Source organism: Streptomyces alboflavus, from assembly GCF_000716675.1.
GTDB lineage: Bacteria > Actinomycetota > Actinomycetes > Streptomycetales > Streptomycetaceae > Streptomyces > Streptomyces alboflavus.
This window is the reverse complement of record NZ_JNXT01000021.1, coordinates 144,301-161,242: the sequence shown is the minus strand read 5'-3', so window position 1 is coordinate 161,242 and position 16,942 is coordinate 144,301. Positions and strand designations below refer to the sequence as shown.

General features: G+C 72.9%; 19 protein-coding genes. 16 read left to right on the top strand and 3 right to left on the bottom strand.

All coding sequences use genetic code 11. The features are described 5' to 3' along the window. Nucleotides 1–6: 6 nt before the first annotated feature. The 7 genes from OO63_RS45440 to OO63_RS18030 all read left to right on the top strand — a co-directional run bounded on the left by OO63_RS45440 (nucleotide 7) and on the right by OO63_RS18030 (nucleotide 5,140). A complete protein-coding gene (locus OO63_RS45440) occupies nucleotides 7–162 on the top strand; it encodes an MbtH family NRPS accessory protein (RefSeq protein WP_157854013.1) in 156 nt (51 codons plus the stop codon). A 17-nt stretch (nucleotides 163–179) separates the two neighbouring features. Continuing rightward, nucleotides 180–1,391, top strand: coding sequence for an NAD(P)/FAD-dependent oxidoreductase (locus OO63_RS18055; RefSeq protein WP_030361893.1), 1,212 nt, complete (start codon nucleotides 180–182; stop codon nucleotides 1,389–1,391). A 91-nt stretch (nucleotides 1,392–1,482) separates the two neighbouring features. Next, nucleotides 1,483–2,073, top strand: coding sequence for a toxin-antitoxin system HicB family antitoxin (locus OO63_RS44735; protein ID WP_030361892.1), 591 nt, complete (start codon nucleotides 1,483–1,485; stop codon nucleotides 2,071–2,073). Nucleotides 2,074–2,145: 72 nt separating this feature from the next. After that, complete coding sequence (locus OO63_RS18045; RefSeq protein ID WP_051810963.1) at nucleotides 2,146–3,045, top strand: DUF4097 family beta strand repeat-containing protein; 900 nt, start codon at nucleotides 2,146–2,148, stop codon at nucleotides 3,043–3,045. Beyond that, complete coding sequence (locus tag OO63_RS18040) at nucleotides 3,045–4,016, top strand: ATP-binding cassette domain-containing protein (RefSeq protein ID WP_051810962.1); 972 nt, start codon at nucleotides 3,045–3,047, stop codon at nucleotides 4,014–4,016. Before OO63_RS18045 ends, OO63_RS18040 begins: the two co-directional genes overlap by 1 nt. After that, nucleotides 4,013–4,816 carry an ABC transporter permease gene (locus tag OO63_RS18035; protein ID WP_030361889.1) on the top strand — a complete coding sequence of 268 codons (804 nt, stop codon included), beginning with the start codon at nucleotides 4,013–4,015 and terminating at the stop codon, nucleotides 4,814–4,816. Before OO63_RS18040 ends, OO63_RS18035 begins: the two co-directional genes overlap by 4 nt. 90 nt (nucleotides 4,817–4,906) lie before the next feature. Beyond that, nucleotides 4,907–5,140 carry a hypothetical protein gene (locus tag OO63_RS18030; protein WP_030361888.1) on the top strand — a complete coding sequence of 78 codons (234 nt, stop codon included), beginning with the start codon at nucleotides 4,907–4,909 and terminating at the stop codon, nucleotides 5,138–5,140. Nucleotides 5,141–5,821: 681 nt separating this feature from the next. Here the strand turns inward: OO63_RS18030 and OO63_RS18020 are convergent. Continuing rightward, nucleotides 5,822–6,562: an SDR family oxidoreductase gene (locus OO63_RS18020; protein ID WP_030361886.1), complete on the bottom strand. Its 741-nt coding sequence runs from the start codon at nucleotides 6,560–6,562 to the stop codon at nucleotides 5,822–5,824. Nucleotides 6,563–6,836: 274 nt separating this feature from the next. Between OO63_RS18020 and OO63_RS18015 the strand changes: the two genes are divergently transcribed. Further along, nucleotides 6,837–7,445 (top strand): dihydrofolate reductase family protein, encoded by a 609-nt coding sequence (locus OO63_RS18015; RefSeq protein ID WP_030361885.1) that lies wholly within the window; start codon nucleotides 6,837–6,839, stop codon nucleotides 7,443–7,445. A gap of 103 nt (nucleotides 7,446–7,548) precedes the next feature. Next, nucleotides 7,549–7,974 carry a guanyl-specific ribonuclease gene (locus OO63_RS18010; protein ID WP_030361884.1) on the top strand — a complete coding sequence of 142 codons (426 nt, stop codon included), beginning with the start codon at nucleotides 7,549–7,551 and terminating at the stop codon, nucleotides 7,972–7,974. 46 nt (nucleotides 7,975–8,020) lie between these two features. Here OO63_RS18010 and OO63_RS18005 read toward each other — a convergent pair whose 3' ends face one another. Continuing rightward, complete coding sequence (locus tag OO63_RS18005) at nucleotides 8,021–8,227, bottom strand: hypothetical protein (RefSeq protein ID WP_030361883.1); 207 nt, start codon at nucleotides 8,225–8,227, stop codon at nucleotides 8,021–8,023. Nucleotides 8,228–8,406: 179 nt separating this feature from the next. Here OO63_RS18005 and OO63_RS18000 point away from each other — a divergent pair, with 179 nt between their 5' ends. From OO63_RS18000 to OO63_RS17975, 6 genes are all read left to right on the top strand, one after another. After that, on the top strand, nucleotides 8,407–9,681 hold the full coding sequence (locus OO63_RS18000; protein ID WP_397622162.1) for a sensor histidine kinase: 1,275 nt from the start codon (nucleotides 8,407–8,409) through the stop codon (nucleotides 9,679–9,681). A 161-nt stretch (nucleotides 9,682–9,842) separates the two neighbouring features. After that, a complete protein-coding gene (locus OO63_RS17995) occupies nucleotides 9,843–11,078 on the top strand; it encodes a hypothetical protein (protein WP_234311367.1) in 1,236 nt (411 codons plus the stop codon). Beyond that, nucleotides 11,075–12,400, top strand: a complete 1,326-nt coding sequence (locus tag OO63_RS17990; RefSeq protein WP_234311366.1) for a hypothetical protein — start codon at nucleotides 11,075–11,077, stop codon at nucleotides 12,398–12,400. The genes OO63_RS17995 and OO63_RS17990 overlap by 4 nt, the downstream gene beginning before the upstream one ends. 50 nt (nucleotides 12,401–12,450) lie before the next feature. Further along, on the top strand, nucleotides 12,451–13,119 hold the full coding sequence (locus tag OO63_RS17985; protein ID WP_030361879.1) for a response regulator: 669 nt from the start codon (nucleotides 12,451–12,453) through the stop codon (nucleotides 13,117–13,119). Between the two features lie 84 nt (nucleotides 13,120–13,203). After that, nucleotides 13,204–14,391, top strand: coding sequence for a cytochrome P450 family protein (locus OO63_RS17980; protein WP_030361878.1), 1,188 nt, complete (start codon nucleotides 13,204–13,206; stop codon nucleotides 14,389–14,391). Nucleotides 14,392–14,542: 151 nt separating this feature from the next. After that, nucleotides 14,543–14,938: a PaaI family thioesterase gene (locus OO63_RS17975; protein ID WP_030361877.1), complete on the top strand. Its 396-nt coding sequence runs from the start codon at nucleotides 14,543–14,545 to the stop codon at nucleotides 14,936–14,938. A gap of 53 nt (nucleotides 14,939–14,991) precedes the next feature. Here OO63_RS17975 and OO63_RS17970 read toward each other — a convergent pair whose 3' ends face one another. Further along, on the bottom strand, nucleotides 14,992–16,011 hold the full coding sequence (locus OO63_RS17970) for a Gfo/Idh/MocA family protein (protein WP_030361876.1): 1,020 nt from the start codon (nucleotides 16,009–16,011) through the stop codon (nucleotides 14,992–14,994). A gap of 140 nt (nucleotides 16,012–16,151) precedes the next feature. Between OO63_RS17970 and OO63_RS17965 the strand changes: the two genes are divergently transcribed. Further along, nucleotides 16,152–16,901 carry a GntR family transcriptional regulator gene (locus OO63_RS17965; protein ID WP_078619207.1) on the top strand — a complete coding sequence of 250 codons (750 nt, stop codon included), beginning with the start codon at nucleotides 16,152–16,154 and terminating at the stop codon, nucleotides 16,899–16,901. Nucleotides 16,902–16,942: the final 41 nt, after the last annotated feature.

Here is a 16,942-nt window from a genome sequence, read left to right as displayed (position 1 = left end):
CCGAGCATGAGCACGAACCCGTTCGGCGACGTCCCCGACGGCCGGCGGATCGTCTTCGGCGCGGACGAGCGCCAGAAGTGCCTCGACCACGTCGGGGAGCACTGGACCGATCTGCGCCCGAAGAGCCTGCGCCGGCAGATGGCCGCGCGGCGCGGAGCCTGAGGGACGAGGGACCTTTCATGTACGACGTGATTGTGGCCGGGGCGCGGGTCGCCGGGTCACCGGCCGCGATGCTGCTCGCGGGCGCCGGATACCGGGTGCTCATGGTCGAGCGCGGCACGTTCCCCAAGGACACGCTGTCGACCCTGTACATCCACCAGCCCGGCATCGCGCTCCTCGACCAGTGGGGCGTCCTGGCGGACGTGGTGGCCACCGGCTGCCCGCCTCTGGACAAGGTCAGCTACACCCACGGCGGGATGCGGGTGGAGGGCACGTCCTGGCCGGTCGGCGGCCGGCGGACGTCTTACGCGCCGCGGCGCTTCCTGCTCGACTCGATCCTGGCGCGGGCAGCGGTCGACGCGGGCGTGGAGTTCCGCGAGAACTGCTCGGTCACCGACCTCGTCTTCGACGGCGACCGGGTCGTGGGCGTACGGCTGAACGCGGGCGGCGGGGCCGAGGTGGTCGAGCGCGCCCGCCTGGTCGTCGGCGCCGACGGCATGCGCTCCACGGTGGCGGCGAAGGTCGGGGCTCCGTACGAGATCGAGGCGCGGACCCTCAGCTGCTGCTACTACAGCTACTGGTCCGGCCTGCCCGCCGAGTTCCGGCTCTACCAGACCCCCGGGAATTGGGTGGGCACGGTGCCGACGAACGACGGCGCGGCGCTGGTCGCGGCGTACTTCCCGCAGGAGCGGTTTGCGGACATCAAGGGCGACGGTCTCAAGGCGCTGCTCGCGTGCGTGGCGCGGACGGCACCCGAGGTGCGCGCGGAGATGGACGACGGCAGCCAGGTGGAGCGGCTCTTCGGCACCGGCAGCCAGTTGAACTTCTTCCGCAGGGCCGCAGGCCCCGGCTGGGCCCTCATCGGCGACGCGGGCCACCACAAGGACTCCATCACGGCGCGTGGCATCACCGACGCCTTCCTCCAGGCCCAGCTGCTCGCCGACCGCATAGGGGACGGCCTGCGGGACCCGGACCGGCTGCGGAGGTCGCTGGAGGAGTTCGCCGCCCGGCGGACCGAGATGCTCCTGCCGGACTACAAGAGCACTCTGCGGACCGCCGAACTGAACCCGCCCGCGCACCACTTGGAGCTGCTGCGCGCGGTCGCCACGAGCAGAGAACTCGCCGACCGGTACTTCTCGACGCTGTCGGGTGCCTGTCCGGTCGACGAGTTCATCACGCCGGAAATCCTCGACCTCATGGACGAGATGAGCGAGATGAGCGAGGTGAGCTAGGTGAGCGAGATTTCACCGCGCTGACCAGCATAAATGAAAAGTGGCACCAGTTGGCTCGCATTGGCACCAAGCGTGTGCCATGCTGGATGCCATGGACCTCACGCCGTATGTCACCGATCTCCGGCACCAGCTCGCGGTCGCCGCCGGCGCGGGCGGGGAGGACGCTCAGGAACTCGCCGAGCGCCTCAACGCATTGCTGGAGCCGGCGGCCAAGCTCGCGCTGCTGAAGGCCCTGTCGGATGCCATGGCCGAGGTCACCCTCGACCTCGCGCCGGGTTCGGTCGAGGTGCGACTGCGGGGATACGACCCCGAGTTCGTCGTCACGTCGCCCTTCTACGGCGAGCGGCCGGACCGGGACCACCGGGACGGTGCCGGGGCGGGGGCGGCCGCGCCGGCCCAGCCGATCGCGGCGCACGGGTCCAACGGGTCCAACGGGTCCAACGGGTCCAACGGGTCCAACAGGGAGGAGGGCAGCAGCGGCGCGCGTATCAACGTCCGCCTCCCGGGCCACCTGAAACTGCGGGCCGAGCAAGCCGCCGAGCGGTCGGGATTCTCGCTCAACGTCTGGATCGGCCGGGCGATCTCGACCGCCCTGGAGCAGGGCGTCCAGGGGCACCGCGAGGACGAGCCGGCGTCGCCCGGGGGCCAGACCGCGAGGACCTTCACCGGCTGGGCGCGCTAGCCGGCGCCGTCAGCGTACGCCACGCGCCCGGCCAGCGGGGGCGCTCACCAGACCAGCAAGGAGGGGACAGCGATGCCTGCCTTCGACACGCCAGAACCCATCACCGCCACCATCCACGTCGAGTACGGCTGCGCCCGGATCACGGCCGCCGACCGCTCCGACACCATCGTCGAGGTCCGCCCGACATGCGACGACAACAAGGCCGACGTACGGGCCGCAGAGCAGACCCAGGTCGAGTACGCCGCCGGCAAGCTGCTGGTGAAGACCCCGAAGGGGTCGGCCCTGAAGATGGGCCTGCCGGGTTCGGTGGACGTGGCGGTCGCCCTGCCGCACGGTTCGCGGCTGATCGGCCACCTGGAGATGGGAGACCTCAGCTGTGAGGGCTCCATGGGGGCGTGCGACGTCCGGACCAGCGCCGGGGACATCCGGCTCGACCAGGTGGGCGCGGTCCAACTGCGCACCCAGCACGGGAACATCACCGTGGACCGCGCAGCGGGCGCCTGTGAGTTCACGACGGGCTCCGGCGAGGTGCGCGTCCGGGAGGTCGACGGCGCCGCCGAGGTCAAGAACGCCAACGGCAACACCTGGATCGACGAGATCACCGGCGAACTGCGGCTGAAGGTCGCCAACGGGAACGTCTCCGTCGGCCGCGCGCACGCCTCCGTCTTCTCGAAGTCCGCCAACGGCAGCACGCGGATCGAGGAAGTGACCCGCGGCACCGTCGACCTCCAGGGGAAGTTCGGTGACCTCGAGATCGGCATCGGCGAGGGCAGCGCCACCTGGCTGGACCTCAAGTCCCGGTCCGGCAGGGTCTACAACACGTTGGGCGCCGCCGACGGGCCCGGCGAGAGCACGGAGACCGTCGAGGTGCACGCCGCCACCGGCATCGGTGACATCACGATCCGCCGCGCGCAGGGTTCATGGCCCGAACAGATCCGGGCCCCCCACATCAACGACAGGGACGAGGCCTGATGAAAGCCACCGCCGAACCGATCACCCCGGACAGGGGGATCACCGCTCACGGACTGCGCAAGTCGTACGGAGAGAAGTCCGTACTCGAAGGAGTCAGCCTGCACATCCCCGAGGGGACGATCTTCGCGCTGCTCGGTCCCAACGGGGCCGGGAAGACCACCACCGTCCAGATCCTGTCCACGCTCATCTCCGCCGACGGCGGCCAGGCGCGGGTCGCCGGGCACGACCTGGACCAGGAACCGGACGAGATCCGTGCCGCCATCGGAGTCACCGGGCAGTTCGCGGCGGTGGACGAGTTACTGACCGCCGAGGAGAACATCCTCCTGATGGCGGAGCTGAGCCACCTCGACCGGAGTGTGGGCAAGGAGCGCGCCGCCCGACTCCTGCGCCGCTTCGACCTCACGGACGACGCCGACAAACTTGTCTCCACCTTCTCGGGCGGCATGCGGCGCAAGCTGGACCTCGCGATGACCCTGGTCGCCGAGCCGAGCGTCATCTTCCTCGACGAGCCGACCACCGGCCTCGACCCGCGCAGCCGCCGTACCATGTGGGAGCTCATCCGCAACCTGGTCGCCGACGGCGTCACCATCTTCCTCACCACGCAGTACCTGGAGGAGGCGGACCAGCTCGCCGACCGCATCGCGGTCCTGGACCACGGCAAGCTGGTCGCCGAGGGGACCGCCGAGGATCTCAAGAACCGCATCCCCGGTGGCCACATCAGCCTCCGGTTCTCCGACGAGAGCGGACTGGAATCGGCGGCCGGGCTCCTCGGCTCCGTGGGCCGCAACACCGAGGAGCTCACCCTTCAGGTCCCCAGCGACGGCGGCATCCCGACCCTGCGGGCCGTCCTCGACGTCCTCGACGACGCCGGGGTCCAGGTGGAGACGCTCACCGTGCACAGTCCCGACCTCGACGACGTCTTTCTCGCCCTGACCGGCCAGGCCGACGCGCAGAAGGAGAACGTGCGATGAGTACCTCCTCGTTCGCGTTGCGTGACTCGAAGGCGATGCTGCGCCGCAACCTCAAGCACGCGCAGCGCAATCCCCAGATGACGGTCTCCGTCGTCGCCATGCCGATCGTGATGCTGCTGATGTTCGTGTACGTCTTCGGCAGCGCGCTCGGCAACGGCGTCGACCTGCCGGGAGCGAGCGGCGGGAGCGCCCGTGACGACTACACCAACTACGTCACCCCGGGCTTCGTCCTCATGGCGGTGGCCACCAGTTCCATCGCGACCGCCGTGTCCGTGTGCTCCGACATGACCAAGGGCATCATCAACCGCTTCCGCACCATGGCCATCTCCCGCGCCTCCGTGCTGACGGGCCATGTGGGGGGCAACGTCATCCAGACCCTGATCAGCCTGGTCCTGGTCATCGGCGTCGCGCTGGCGGTGGGCTTCCGGCCCGATGCCACCCCCGTCGAGTGGCTCGCCGCCATCGGCGTCATCAGCCTGCTCGCCATCGCCTTCAGCTGGATCTCGGCGGCGATCGGCCTGGGGTCCCAGACCGTCGAGGCCGCGAGCAACGCTCCCATGCCGCTGACGTTCCTCCCCTTCCTCAGCAGCGCCGTCGTCCCCACCGACTCCATGCCGGCCGGACTGCGCTGGTTCGCCGAGTACCAGCCCTTCACCCCCATCAACGAGACGCTGCGCGGACTCCTGATGGGCACCGAGATCGGCAACGACGGCGTGATCGCCGTCGCCTGGTGCCTCGGCCTGAGCCTGCTCGGCTACCTGTGGTCCCGCTCGATCTTCAACCGCGACACCAGGAGCTAGAGACAGAACCGCGTAGCCCCGGGGCTCCTCGACGGGACCCCCGTGACGCTGGGCACGGTCGGCCGCCACACGGGAGAGAGTGATGCGGACATGACGGAACGGCCGTCGGGAGCACGAGGACGGACACGCACCCGGAGCGGTGCCGCCCTGGGCGGCGCGGGCTTCGAGGGCGACGACGCCCGCAGCCGTACGTCGGAGGGGACCGCGCCGGCCCCGAAACGGCCGACCGGGCAGTGCACGCTCACGCTGAAGTCGAAGGACACGGCCTACGACGGCGGCACGAGCACCCGGCACACCACCGTCAAGGTCACCTCGACGCCCTGATGGTCCGCGGACCACGGCTCGGCGCGCTCCTCGACGGCGTGACGGGCCACGAGGCGCCCGCGCGGCTGGCACGGCACCGGCGTCTTCGGCTACGCCCACCAGGTCGTACGGGCCGGTGCGCGGGGGCCGCCGCTCCTGAGCCGCGGCGCCCCTGGTGGCACTGGCGCAGCTTCACCCGGGGCCGCCTGTGGCGCGCTCGACGAGGACGACGTGGCGGACCCCTTCGACGGCAAGCGGGACATCGAGTCCTTTGAGACACCGGTGACTTCGGATGAGACACCGGTGACTTCGGACCGCATCGGCGCCGACGGGCCCTCCGGGGAGTGCGTCCCGAAGTCCCCGCGCGGCCGCCGCCTCACGGCCCGCGTCCACCAGCTCGACACCCGGTTCGGCGGCGCGGGGAGGGCCGGCCGAGACACGGGCCCCTCGCCGCCGACCCGTCCGGGCGGGGGATTTCCCGGCTGCGGCTGTACGGCTCGCCTACGGCGGTTGGTGCGGGGGTGCTGACGGCGCGGTACCGGGAGCTGGGGGAGGCTGAGGCGGAGCCCTACGGGGCCTTCCCCGATCCCGCCCCTTCCCGAAGCTGGGGGCTCTGCCCCCAGACCCCCACTCCTCAAACGCCGGAGGGGCTGGATATCCCACCCGCCCGCCCCTCTTCAGCCCGTCCGGCTCCGGCACCGACTACGCCGCATGCCCCCCGTCCACCGAAAACTCCGCCCCCGTCACATACGCCGCCTCACCCCCGGCCAAGTACGCCACCGCGGAAGCCACCTCCCCGGCGGAGCCATAGCGCCCGAGCGCCGTCCCGGCGGCCTGCGCCTCGGCGTAGGGCCCGTCGGCGGGGTTCATGTCGGTGTCGATGGGCCCGGGATGGACCAGGTTCACGGTGATCCCGCGCTCACCGAGCTCGCGGGCGAACGCCTTGGTGAGCCCGACGAGCGCGGCCTTGCTGGTGGCGTACAGCGTGGCGCCGGCCCCGGGCACGTGCTGCACGATGCAGGAGCCGATGGACACGATGCGCCCACCACGCCGCATCAGCCCGGCCGCCGCCTGGGAGGCGAGGAACACCCCGCGCACGTTCACGGCGAGCACCCGGTCGACATCGGCGAGGGCGAGGTCCCCGACGGGCCCGAGCACCCCCGCGCCGGCGTTGTTGACGAGGATGTCCAGGCCGCCGAGGTCGTCGGCGGCCCGCTCCACGGCGCCCGCGGCGTCCCCGGCGTCGGCCGCGTCGGCGCGGATCGCGAACCCGCGCCGCCCCATCGACTCGATCTTGGCGACGACCTCGCGGGCGGCGTCCTCGCCCTGGACGTAGGTGACGGCCACGTCGGCGCCCTCCTGGGCGAGCCGCAGGGCCGTCGCCGCGCCGATGCCGCGGCTGCCGCCGGTGACCAGAGCCGTCTTGCCGGTCAGAGAAGACATGTCCGTACCTCTTCGTTCTCGGAATTCGTCCGCGGAATTCGTTCGCGGAATGCGTTCGGGAAAAGTGCTTGCGGCTTCAACCGCTTCGACGTGTTCCATCAAAGCCGCGGGCACGGGCGGCGGCTGGCGGTAAACGGACGGGGATGCCGGGGGCGAGGTGCGGGGGAGGGGATGCTGGGGGCGCCGATGACTTTCGGGGCGGGTGGCGGTCTGAGTAGGTGAGTACAAGGAAGACCACGCCGCGGGCGCCGCGGCCGTCCCGAGAGGTCACACCATGAAGATCACGCTCACCCAGTTCCTCACCCTCGACGGCGTCATCCAGGGCCCGGGCGGCCCGGAGGAGGACACCAGCGGCGGCTTCACGCACGGCGGCTGGTCGTTCCCCTACGGGGACGAGGGCTTCATCGCGTTCGTCACGGAGGTCTTCGACCGGGCGGACGCCTTCCTACTCGGGCGCGGGACGTACGACATCTTCGCCTCGTACTGGCCGAAGATGACTGACCCCGCCGACCCCATCGCCTCCCGCCTGAACTCCCTGCCGAAGTACGTCGCGAGCACCACGCTGACCGGCGCCGACTGGCAGGGCACCGAGATCATCGGCCGCGAGGACCTGGTCAAGGACGTCACCGCGCTCAAGGAGCGGCCGGGCCGCGAGCTCCAAGTGCACGGCAGCGCGGGCCTCGCGCAGTCCCTCCTGGAGCACGAACTGATCGACACGCTCCATCTGCTGACGTTCCCCGTGGTCCTCGGTACCGGCAAGCGCTTCTTCGCGGACGGCGCCCTGCCCACCGCGTTCCGGCACACGGGCTCGCGTACGACGTCCAGGGGTGTCGCCATCAACAGCTACGAGCGCGACGGCCGCCCGGAATACGGCAGTTACTGACGCGCGGCGGCACTGTGAGGGCTCCGGGGAGGAAGTTAACTTCCGGAAAATTCGATGCACTTGACGTTGACACATCAACCTCTACGCGCGTCATCCTGGGGGCATGCGAATCCCCCCACGGATCCTCAGTGTCACTGCCCTCGCCGCCGCCCTGCTCGTCGGCGGCTCCGTCACCGCCACCGCGGACACCGCGGCCCCCCGCACGGTCGCCGCCGTCGCGCCCGCCGGGCTCTCGGCCGCCGCCGTAGGCGAGATCTGCTACTCCGACCTGCCGTCCCAGGCGCACGACACGCTCGAACTGATCGAGCGGGGCGGCCCGTTCCCGTACCCGCAGGACGGCACCGTCTTCCAGAACAGGGAAGGCATCCTGCCCCAGCAGAACAACGGCTACTACCACGAGTACACCGTCAAGACGCCGGGCTCCCCGAACCGGGGCGCGCGCCGCATCGTCACCGGTGAGTCCCAGCAGGAGGACTACTACACCGCCGACCACTACCGTTCGTTCGACCTCGTCGACCGCGGCTGCTGATCACGTTCGGGGCGGGGCCCGGCCGGGCCGGGGCGCGCGCCCGGGCTCAGCCGAACCTGCGGCTCTCCGCCGCGGCGAAGAGCGCGCACGCGAGGACGATCATCGCGATGCTCAGGTACAGCTCGTAGCCGTCGACGAAGGCCAGGTGCTGTACCGCGCCCCACCCGCCGAGCCAGCCGGTGAGCTCGTTCAACAGGCCCACCGCGCCCTGGATCAGCAGGATCACACCGAGAAACTCCAGCAGCTGTTTCATGGCACAACAGCCTCGTCCCGCGGCCCCGCGCGCACATCGGCCGCGGGGCGCGGCCTCGCCCGTCCCAAGGCGCACACCGGCGCCCGGCCCGTGCGCCCAAAGTCTCGGACGCTCCGACTTTCGTCGATGATCACGTTCGGGGGCCGGGTGCGGCGCCGTACGGTGCGTAGATTTGTCGGGTGAAGAGTCGTACGGAGCCCGCGGGCACGCCAGACGTCGCGGCCGGGGCGGAGCCCGTGGCCCGCAGGCAGTGGTTCCTGCCCTCGGCGGTCGCCGCCGAGCTCGATCCGGACCGGGCCACCGGCAGGACCGGGCGGTACAAGCGGACCGTGCGCGACTGGATGGTCGACTTCGCCTGCTTCCTGATCGCCGTCTTCCTCGGCCTGGTCATCAGCGACGAGGTGCAGCACAACCCCACCGTCTCCGACGGCTGGGCCGCGCTCGACCATCTGCTCGGCGCGCTCGCCTGCGCCGGGGTGTGGCTGCGCAGGCGCTGGCCGGTGGGGTTCGCCGTCGCGATGGTCGCCGTCAGCCTGCTGTCCAACACCGCGGGCGGCGCGGCCCTCGTCGCCTACTTCACGATCGCCGTGCACCGGCCCTGGAAGTACTCCGCCTGGCTCGTCGGCGCCGCCGTGGCGCTGATGGTGCCCTTCTACTGGTGGCGGCCCGACCCGGACCTGCCCTACGTCCTCTCGATCGTCCTCACCTCGCTGTTCGCCGCGACCACCGTCGCCTGGGGCATGTTCGTCCGCTCCCGGCGCCAGCTCCTGCTCGCCCTGCGCGACCGTGCCCGGCGCGCCGAGAACGAGGCCGCGCTGCGCGCCGAGAAGGCCCAGCAGCTCGCCCGCGAGGCCATCGCCCGCGAGATGCACGACGTCCTCGCCCACCGCCTCACCCTGCTCAGCGTGCACGCGGGCGCCCTGGAGTTCCGGCCCGACGCGCCCCGTGAGGAGGTCGCGCGGGCGGCCGGGGTCATCCGGGAGAGCGCGCACGAGGCCCTGCAGGACCTGCGGCAGGTCATCGGCGTCCTGCGCGGCGGCGACGCGGACGCTTCGGGGCGGCCGCAGCCCACCCTCGCCGCCCTCGACACGCTCGTCGCCGAGTCCCGGGAAGCCGGCATGAAGGTCGTCCTCGACCTGCGCGTCCCCGACCCGGAGACCGTGCCCGCCGCCGTCGGCCGCACCGCGTACCGCATCGCCCAGGAAGGCCTGACCAACGCCCGCAAGCACGCGCCCGGCGCCGAGGTCACCGTCGCCGTCGCGGGCGCGCCCGGCGAGGGCCTCACCCTGTCCGTGCGCAATCCGCCGCCCCCCGGCGAGGTGCCGCAGGTGCCCGGCTCCGGCCAGGGCCTCATCGGCCTCACCGAACGCGCCGCGCTCGCGGGCGGCCGGCTCACCCACGGCGGCGGTCCCGGCGGGAGCTTCGTGGTGGAGGCCTGGCTGCCCTGGGCCTGACGGCCGGTCCTTCGCCGGGGCGGCGGCCCTGTCGCCCGCCTGATGGCGAGGCTGTCGTGGACCTGGCGACCTGGTGACTTCGCTTCCGCACACCTTCTGTACGATCAGCCGCCACACCACGGAGAGTTCGGAGGGCGAAGAACGTGACGGGGGAGAGTCCAGTGGGGTCGTCCGGCGGTGCGCCGGGGGACATACCGGGGGACAGCGGGGCGGACCGGACGCACGGCGCGGACGCCCAACGGCTCGCGCGAGTACGGCGGTTCGTCCGGACGCGGCGCGGCGCCGTCGCCACCGGCCTCGCCGTCGCGCTGCTCGCGGGCGGCCTCGGCACCTGGGCCACGGACACCTGGCCCTTCGACGGCCGGGACCAGTACTGCTGGGGCGCCTGGGAGCAGGACAGCGGGCCCGGTGTCCTCGGCGACGAGGGCTTCGAAGGCGACGACGGCCGCAGCCGTACGTCCACGGGGACCGCGCCGACGCCCGGCTCGCCGCGCGGCGAGTGCCGGCTCACGGTCGCGTCCAGCCACACGTTCAGCGACGGCGACAAGGACCGGCAGCGCACCACCGTCCGCGTGCGGTACGGCCCGCCGCCCAAGTCCGCGGGCCAACGCGTCAGCTGGCTCGGCGGCTATCTCGCCGACCGCGCGATGCCCCTGCCGGGCGGTCTGCCCGGCGCCGCGGACGGCAACCACGGCATCCTCGTCCTGCCCGAGCGCTGCGACGCCCGCGACGGGCGGCCGACCGCCGTCACCCTCGACGCCCACGAGGAGGCGGCCGACGACGACAGGGTGCCCGACGTCCCCGACCTCGGGGGCTCCCAGGACGTCGCCGAGCTCCTCGTCGCCGCCGCCAACAAGGGGATGAAGGCCGCCGGTTGCGCCGGAGCCGAGCCGCTGCGCGTCACCTCGGTGCTGCCCGAGCTGCCCGAGCGCGCGGACACCTTCTCCCGCGGCCCCGTCTGCCGCATCCCCGGCCTCGACGTCCGCGCCGACCTCACCAAGGAGACCGCGATGCGCCTGGTGTACCAGGTCGGCGCGGTCAATGAGGACCTCCAGTCCTGCTCGGCGCGGATCGCCCGCTCCGTGCGCCTGGGGGAGCGCAGCGACCAGCCGCTGTTCGACGCCGTGATGGTGCGTGAGCCCCGGCTCACGCGCCTCCTGGACGGCGTGGCCACGACCGAGGCGCCCGCGAAGGGCTGGCGGGGCACCGGTGACTTCGCCGCCGACCGGCGCTTCGTGCGCGCCGAGTGCGCCGGGCGCCCCACGGCGTTCCTGCTGCTGGGCACGCCCACGGGGGCCACGTCCGACTACTTCGCCACGTTCACCAACGCGGTGGCGCGGCGCCTCGGCTGCGCACCGGTCGCGCCGACCACCGACGCGGAGGGGGGCCGTCGATGAGTGACATGGACAGGGCCATGAACAAGGGCGTCAAGGGCGCGGAGGACACGGACGCCGAGGGCACGGACGCCGAGGGAGCCGCGCTCACGGTGAACGCCGCGAAGGGCGACGGCGCTGTGGGCGCGCCCACCGACGGCGCGCCCACCGACGGCGCCCCCGCCGCCCCCGCGGACAAGCCCCTCGGCGTGCTCGCCGCCGCCATCGCCGCTGCCCCGCCGCCCTGGTGGCACTGGCGCAGTCTGCGCCGTCTCAGCCGAGGGCACCGTCGGCGGGCCGTCGCCGCCGCGGTCGCGGGGGCGCTGCTCGGCGGGACGCTCGTGGCCTGGCAGGTCGAGGCGGGGCCGTTCGAGCGGGAGCAGGCCTGCTGGGGCGCGCTCGACGAGGACGACGTGGCGGACCTGTTCCACGGCAAGCGGGACATCGAGTACTCCCAGATGGACATCGGGTACGACCGCATCGCGTCGGACGGTCCTTCGGGGCGGTGCGAGCTGCGGTCGCCGCGCGGCCACCGCGTCCGCGCCCAGCTGCACCGGCTCGACACCCGGTTCGGCGGCGATCGCGACGTGTGGGCCGACGAGTACCTGTCCGCGCGGATGACGCCCCTGGGCGGCGGGCTGCTCGGCATGGTGTCGGACACGCGCGCGTGGCTCGCCGTACCGGAGGGCTGCGTGGGCCGCACCCCCGACCGGGACGGCCCGCTCGTCGTCGACATGGAGGCGGGCTGGACGACGTACCGCGACGCCGTCGACCCCGACGAACGCGCCCGGCTCGCCCGCGCCGTCGTCAAGCTCGTCAACCACTACATGGCCGACCAGGGCTGCGACAGCGACCTCCCCGACCCCACCGACCGCCTCGCCGCCCCCGCGCGGTTCCTCGACGAGAAGCCGGACGCGTTCTGCGGCGTCAAGGGGCTCAGGCTGCCCGGCTCGCGCGAGAGCAGCAGCTACGAGCGCCCCATGGTGAGCAGCGGCGGCGGACCCGTGCGGACCTGCGACCGGGACGTCCTGTTCGGGCATCCGAAACTGCGCCTGATGACGGTCGAGAACTCCCGGCTCGCCGCGCTCTACGAGGGGCTCTCCTTCGAGGGCGGCCGCCGGATCACGGCCGAGGGAGACACCAAGGACCAGGTGCGGGGGCGCGGCTTCCTGCGCGAGGACATGGCGCTGTACCAGGCCTCCTGCCAGACCGGCGACGTCACCTTCCTCATCCGTTCGGACGGCGGCGGCCGGGCCGCCGACATCCGCAGGCTCATGCCGCGCTACATCGCCGCCGAGGCCGACCGCATCGGCTGCGGGCCGCTGCGCCTGAGGCTCCCGACGTGAGCGGGCCGGGGCGTGCCGAGGGGGCCCGCGAGGCTGGTTACGGTAGGCGCATGACACCGATCAGGCTGCTGCTCGTCGACGACGACCCGCTGGTCCGCGCCGGTCTTTCCTTCATGCTCGGCGGCGCCGACGACATCGAGATCGTGGGGGAGGCGGGCGACGGCAGCGAGGTCGCGGCCCTCGTCGCGGAGGTGAGGCCCGACGTCGTCCTGATGGACATCCGGATGCCGACGATGGACGGGCTCGCCGCCACCGAGGCCCTGCGCAAGCGGCCCGACGCCCCCGAGGTCGTCGTGCTCACCACCTTCCACGCCGACGAGCAGGTGCTGCGGGCGCTGCGGGCCGGGGCCGCCGGGTTCGTCCTGAAGGACACCGCGCCCGCCGAGATCGTGGCGGCGGTACGCGCGGTGGCCGCGGGCGAGCCGGTGCTCTCGCCCAGCGTGACGCAGCAGCTGATCTCGCAGGTGGCCGGGGGCGGGCCCGAACTCGACCGGCGGCGGCGCGCCCTCGACCGGCTCGATGTGCTCGGCGACCGGGAGCGTGAGGTCGCCGTCGCCGTGGGCAAGGGGGCGTCCAACGCGGACATCGCCGCCGAGCTGTACCTGAGCGTGGCCACGGTGAAGGCCCACGTCTCCCGCGTCCTGACCAAGCTCGACCTCAACAACCGGGTGCAGATCGCGCTGCTCGTCCATGACGCGGGGCTGCTCAACGAGGAGTGAGCCGGTTCCCGGGCCGGGTGGGAGGGGGGAACCCGGCCGGTCCGCCCGCGCGTTGAGGGAGTACGGCAACCGAAGGGGACCCGCATGGCGGACATCGTCGACCTCGCGGCGTACGGCGCCCGATTCACCACCGACCCCTACAGCGTCTACGCCGACCTCCGCGCCCGCGGGCCGGTCCACCACGTCCGCTTCCCGCCTCCGGACGACGCCGACGACCTCTATCTGATCGTCGGGTACGAAGAGGCGAGGGCGGCCCTCGCCGACCCCCGCCTCGCCAAGTCCGCGGCCACCGTGGGCGTGCTGCTCCCCGAAGAGGAAGCGCTCGGCACCAACCTGCTGATGGCGGACCCGCCCCAGCACACACGGCTGCGCAAGCTCATCGCCCGTGAGTTCACCGCCCGCCGCGTCGAGGCCCTGCGCCCCCGGATCCAGGAGATCACCGAAGGGCTCCTGGACGAGATGCTCGCCGCGGGCGACCGCGCCGACCTCGTCGAGGCCTTCGCCTTCCCCCTGCCCATGACGGTCATCTGCGAACTCCTCGGCGTTCCCGACATCGACCGCGCCGAGTTCCGCAGGATGTCGAACGACGTCGTCGCCCCGCCCACCGTGGAGGTGTGGAACACCGCCCTGGCGGACATGGCCGCCTACCTCGACGCGTTGATCGAGGCCAAGCGCGCGGCCGCCCCGGGCGAGGACCTGCTCGGCGCCCTGATCCGCACGACGGCGGAGGACGGCGACCGGCTCTCGGCGGGTGAACTGCGCGCGATGGCTTTCCTGCTGCTCGTCGCGGGCCACGAGACGACGGTCAGCCTCATCGCCGGCGCCGTGCACGCGCTGCTCACCCACCCCGGTCAGCTGGCCGAGCTGCGCGCCGACATGGGCCTCCTGGACGGCGCCGTCGAGGAGGCCCTGCGCCACGAGGGACCGGTGGCGAACGCGACGCACCGCTTCGCCGCCGAGCCCTTCGAGATCGGTGGCACGGTGATCCCGGCGGGCTCGGCCGTCATCGTCTCCCTCGCCGGGGCCGACCGCGACCCGGACCGCTTCCCCGCCCCCGACGACTTCGACATCCACCGCGCTCCGCGGGGCCACATGGCCTTCGGCCACGGCATCCACTTCTGCCTGGGCGCCCCGCTCGCCCGCATCGAGGGGAAAGTCGCTCTCCGCTCGCTCCTGGAGCGCTGCCCGGACCTCGCCCTGGACGGCACACCGGGGGAGTGGAAGCCGGGAATGCTCATGCGGAGCAGGCGCCACCTGGGCGTCCGATGGTAGAAGTCCCCTCATGACGGAACACGACCAAGAGCACGGCGCCGCAGGAGACTTCGACTCCACCGGAGCCCCCGACTCCACCGGAGCCCCCGACTCCACCGGAGCCCCCGACTCCACCGGAGCCCCCGACCCCGTCGGCGCCCTCGACCTCCCCCTGGCCCGCAAGACCCTGGACGCCCAGCCCTTCAGCCGCCTGGTGCGCGCCGAGGTCACCGCGTTCGGGGACGGCGCGGCCACGCTGGAGATCCCCGTACGCGACGAACTCCGCCAGCAGAACGGCTTCGTGCACGGCGGCGTCCTCGCGTACGCGGCCGACAACAGCATCACGTTCGCGGCCGGGACCGTGCTCGGCGCCGCGGTCCTGACGTCCGGCTTCACCATCCAGTACGTACGCCCCGCGACCGGCGCCCGCCTGGTGGCCCGCGCGACGGTGGCGGAGGCGACCCGCCGTCAGGCCGTCGTCCGCTGCGACCTGTTCGCCGTGGCCGACGACGGCACCGAGTCGCTGTGCGCGCTGGCCCAGGGCACGGTCCGCGCCACCTCGGCCTGAGCGCCCGCCCCCGAGGGCCCGGCCCGCCGTCGGGCGCCGCCGGGCCCGCGGCCTCAGCCCCCGTCGATCTCCGCGAGCCGCACCGGCCGCCGCTCGGCCCGCGACCGCTCGCACGCCTCCGCGATCCGCAGCGCGTGCAGCGCCTCGTGGCCGTCGCAGGGGTTCGTCCGCTCACCGCGCACGACCTCCACGAACGCGGCCAGCTCCGCCTCGTACGCGGGCGCGAAGCGCTCCAGGAAACCCGGCCAGGGCTTCTCGGGGGCGGGCGGCCCGTCCGGCTCGGCGGAGGTCAGCGGGGTGCGGTCGTTGACGCCGACCGCCAGCTGGTCGTCCTCGCCCGCGAGTTCCATGCGGACGTCGTAGCCCGCACCGTTGCAGCGCGTCGCCGTGGCCGTGGCCAGGGTGCCGTCGTCGAGGGTGAGCAGCACCGCGGCGGTGTCGACGTCGCCCGCCTCGCGGAACATCGCGGGTCCGGCGTCGGACCCGACGGCGTACACCTCCACCACCTCACGGCCCGTCACCCAGCGCAGGATGTCGAAGTCGTGCACCAGGCAGTCGCGGTAGAGGCCGCCGGAGAGCGGCAGGTACGCGGCGGGCGGCGGTGCCGGGTCCGACGTCATGGCCCGCACCGTGTGCAGCCGCCCGAGCCGTCCGGCCCGCACCGCCTCGCGGGCCGCCGCGTACCCGGCGTCGAAGCGCCGCTGGAAGCCGAGCTGGAGCACCGTGCCCGCCGCCTCGACCTCCGCGAGCGCGGCGAGGGTGCCGGGCAGGTCCAGGGCGATCGGCTTCTCGCAGAACACCGGCAGACCGGCCCGCGCCGCCCTGCCGATCAGCTCCGCGTGCGCCGAGGTCGCCGCCGTGACGACCAGGGCGTCCACCCCGGAGCCCGCCGTCCCCGCCGCGAAGAGCGCGTCCACCGAGGGCGCCGCCTCCGCGCCCACCCGGGCCGCGAGGTCCGCCGCCCGTGCGGTGTCCACGTCCGCCACGACGAGTGAGTCCACCCCCGGATGGCCGACCAGGGCCGCCGAGTGGAAAGTGCCGATACGTCCCGTTCCGATCAGTCCGATGCGCATGGGCACACCTTCGCCAGGCACCCGCGCTCCTGTCAATGGTTTGTCCTGACAACAGAACTACCGAACTTCCCGTCATCATCTCCCCGGACTACGCTCACCCCGTGACCGATCCAGCCGCGGCCAAAGCCGCCAAACCGGCCGTGGACCCCACGGTGGCCCTGCACCTCGGCGTCGACCGCAGCAGCCCGGTCCCGCTGTACTTCCAGCTGTCACAGCAGCTGGAGGCGGCGATCGAGCGCGGCGCCCTGACGCCCGGCAGCCTCCTCGGCAACGAGATCGACCTCGCGGGCCGCCTCGGCCTGTCCCGGCCCACCGTCCGCCAGGCCATCCAGTCCCTCGTCGACAAGGGCCTCCTGGTGCGCCGCCGGGGCGTCGGCACCCAGGTCGTGCACAGCCAGGTCAAGCGCCCGCTGGAGCTCAGCAGCCTCTACGACGACCTGGAGGCGGCCGGGCAGCGGCCCGAGACCCGGGTCCTGCGCAACGTCGTCGAGCCCGCGAACGCCGAGGCCGCCGCCGCCCTCGGGGTGGCCGAGGGCGGCGAGATCCACCTGGTGGAGCGCCTGCGCCTCGCCCACGGCGAGCCGATGGCGTACCTCCGGAACCACATCCCCGCCGGGCTCCTGCCGCTCGACACCGAGCGCCTCGAGGCCACCGGCCTCTACCGCCTGATGCGGGCCGCGGGCATCACGCTGCACAGCGCCCGCCAGTCCGTCGGCGCCCGCGCCGCCGGGGCCGAGGAGGCCGACCTGCTCGCCGAGCCGGAGGGCGCGCCGCTGCTCACGATGCGCCGGACGACCTTCGACGACACCGGACGGGCGGTCGAGTTCGGCTCGCACATCTACCGGGCCTCGCGGTACTCCTTCGAGTTCCAGCTCCTCGTACGGCCGTAAGAATGTTCTGACAAAGTCATTGACGCTGGCGGGGCGCACGG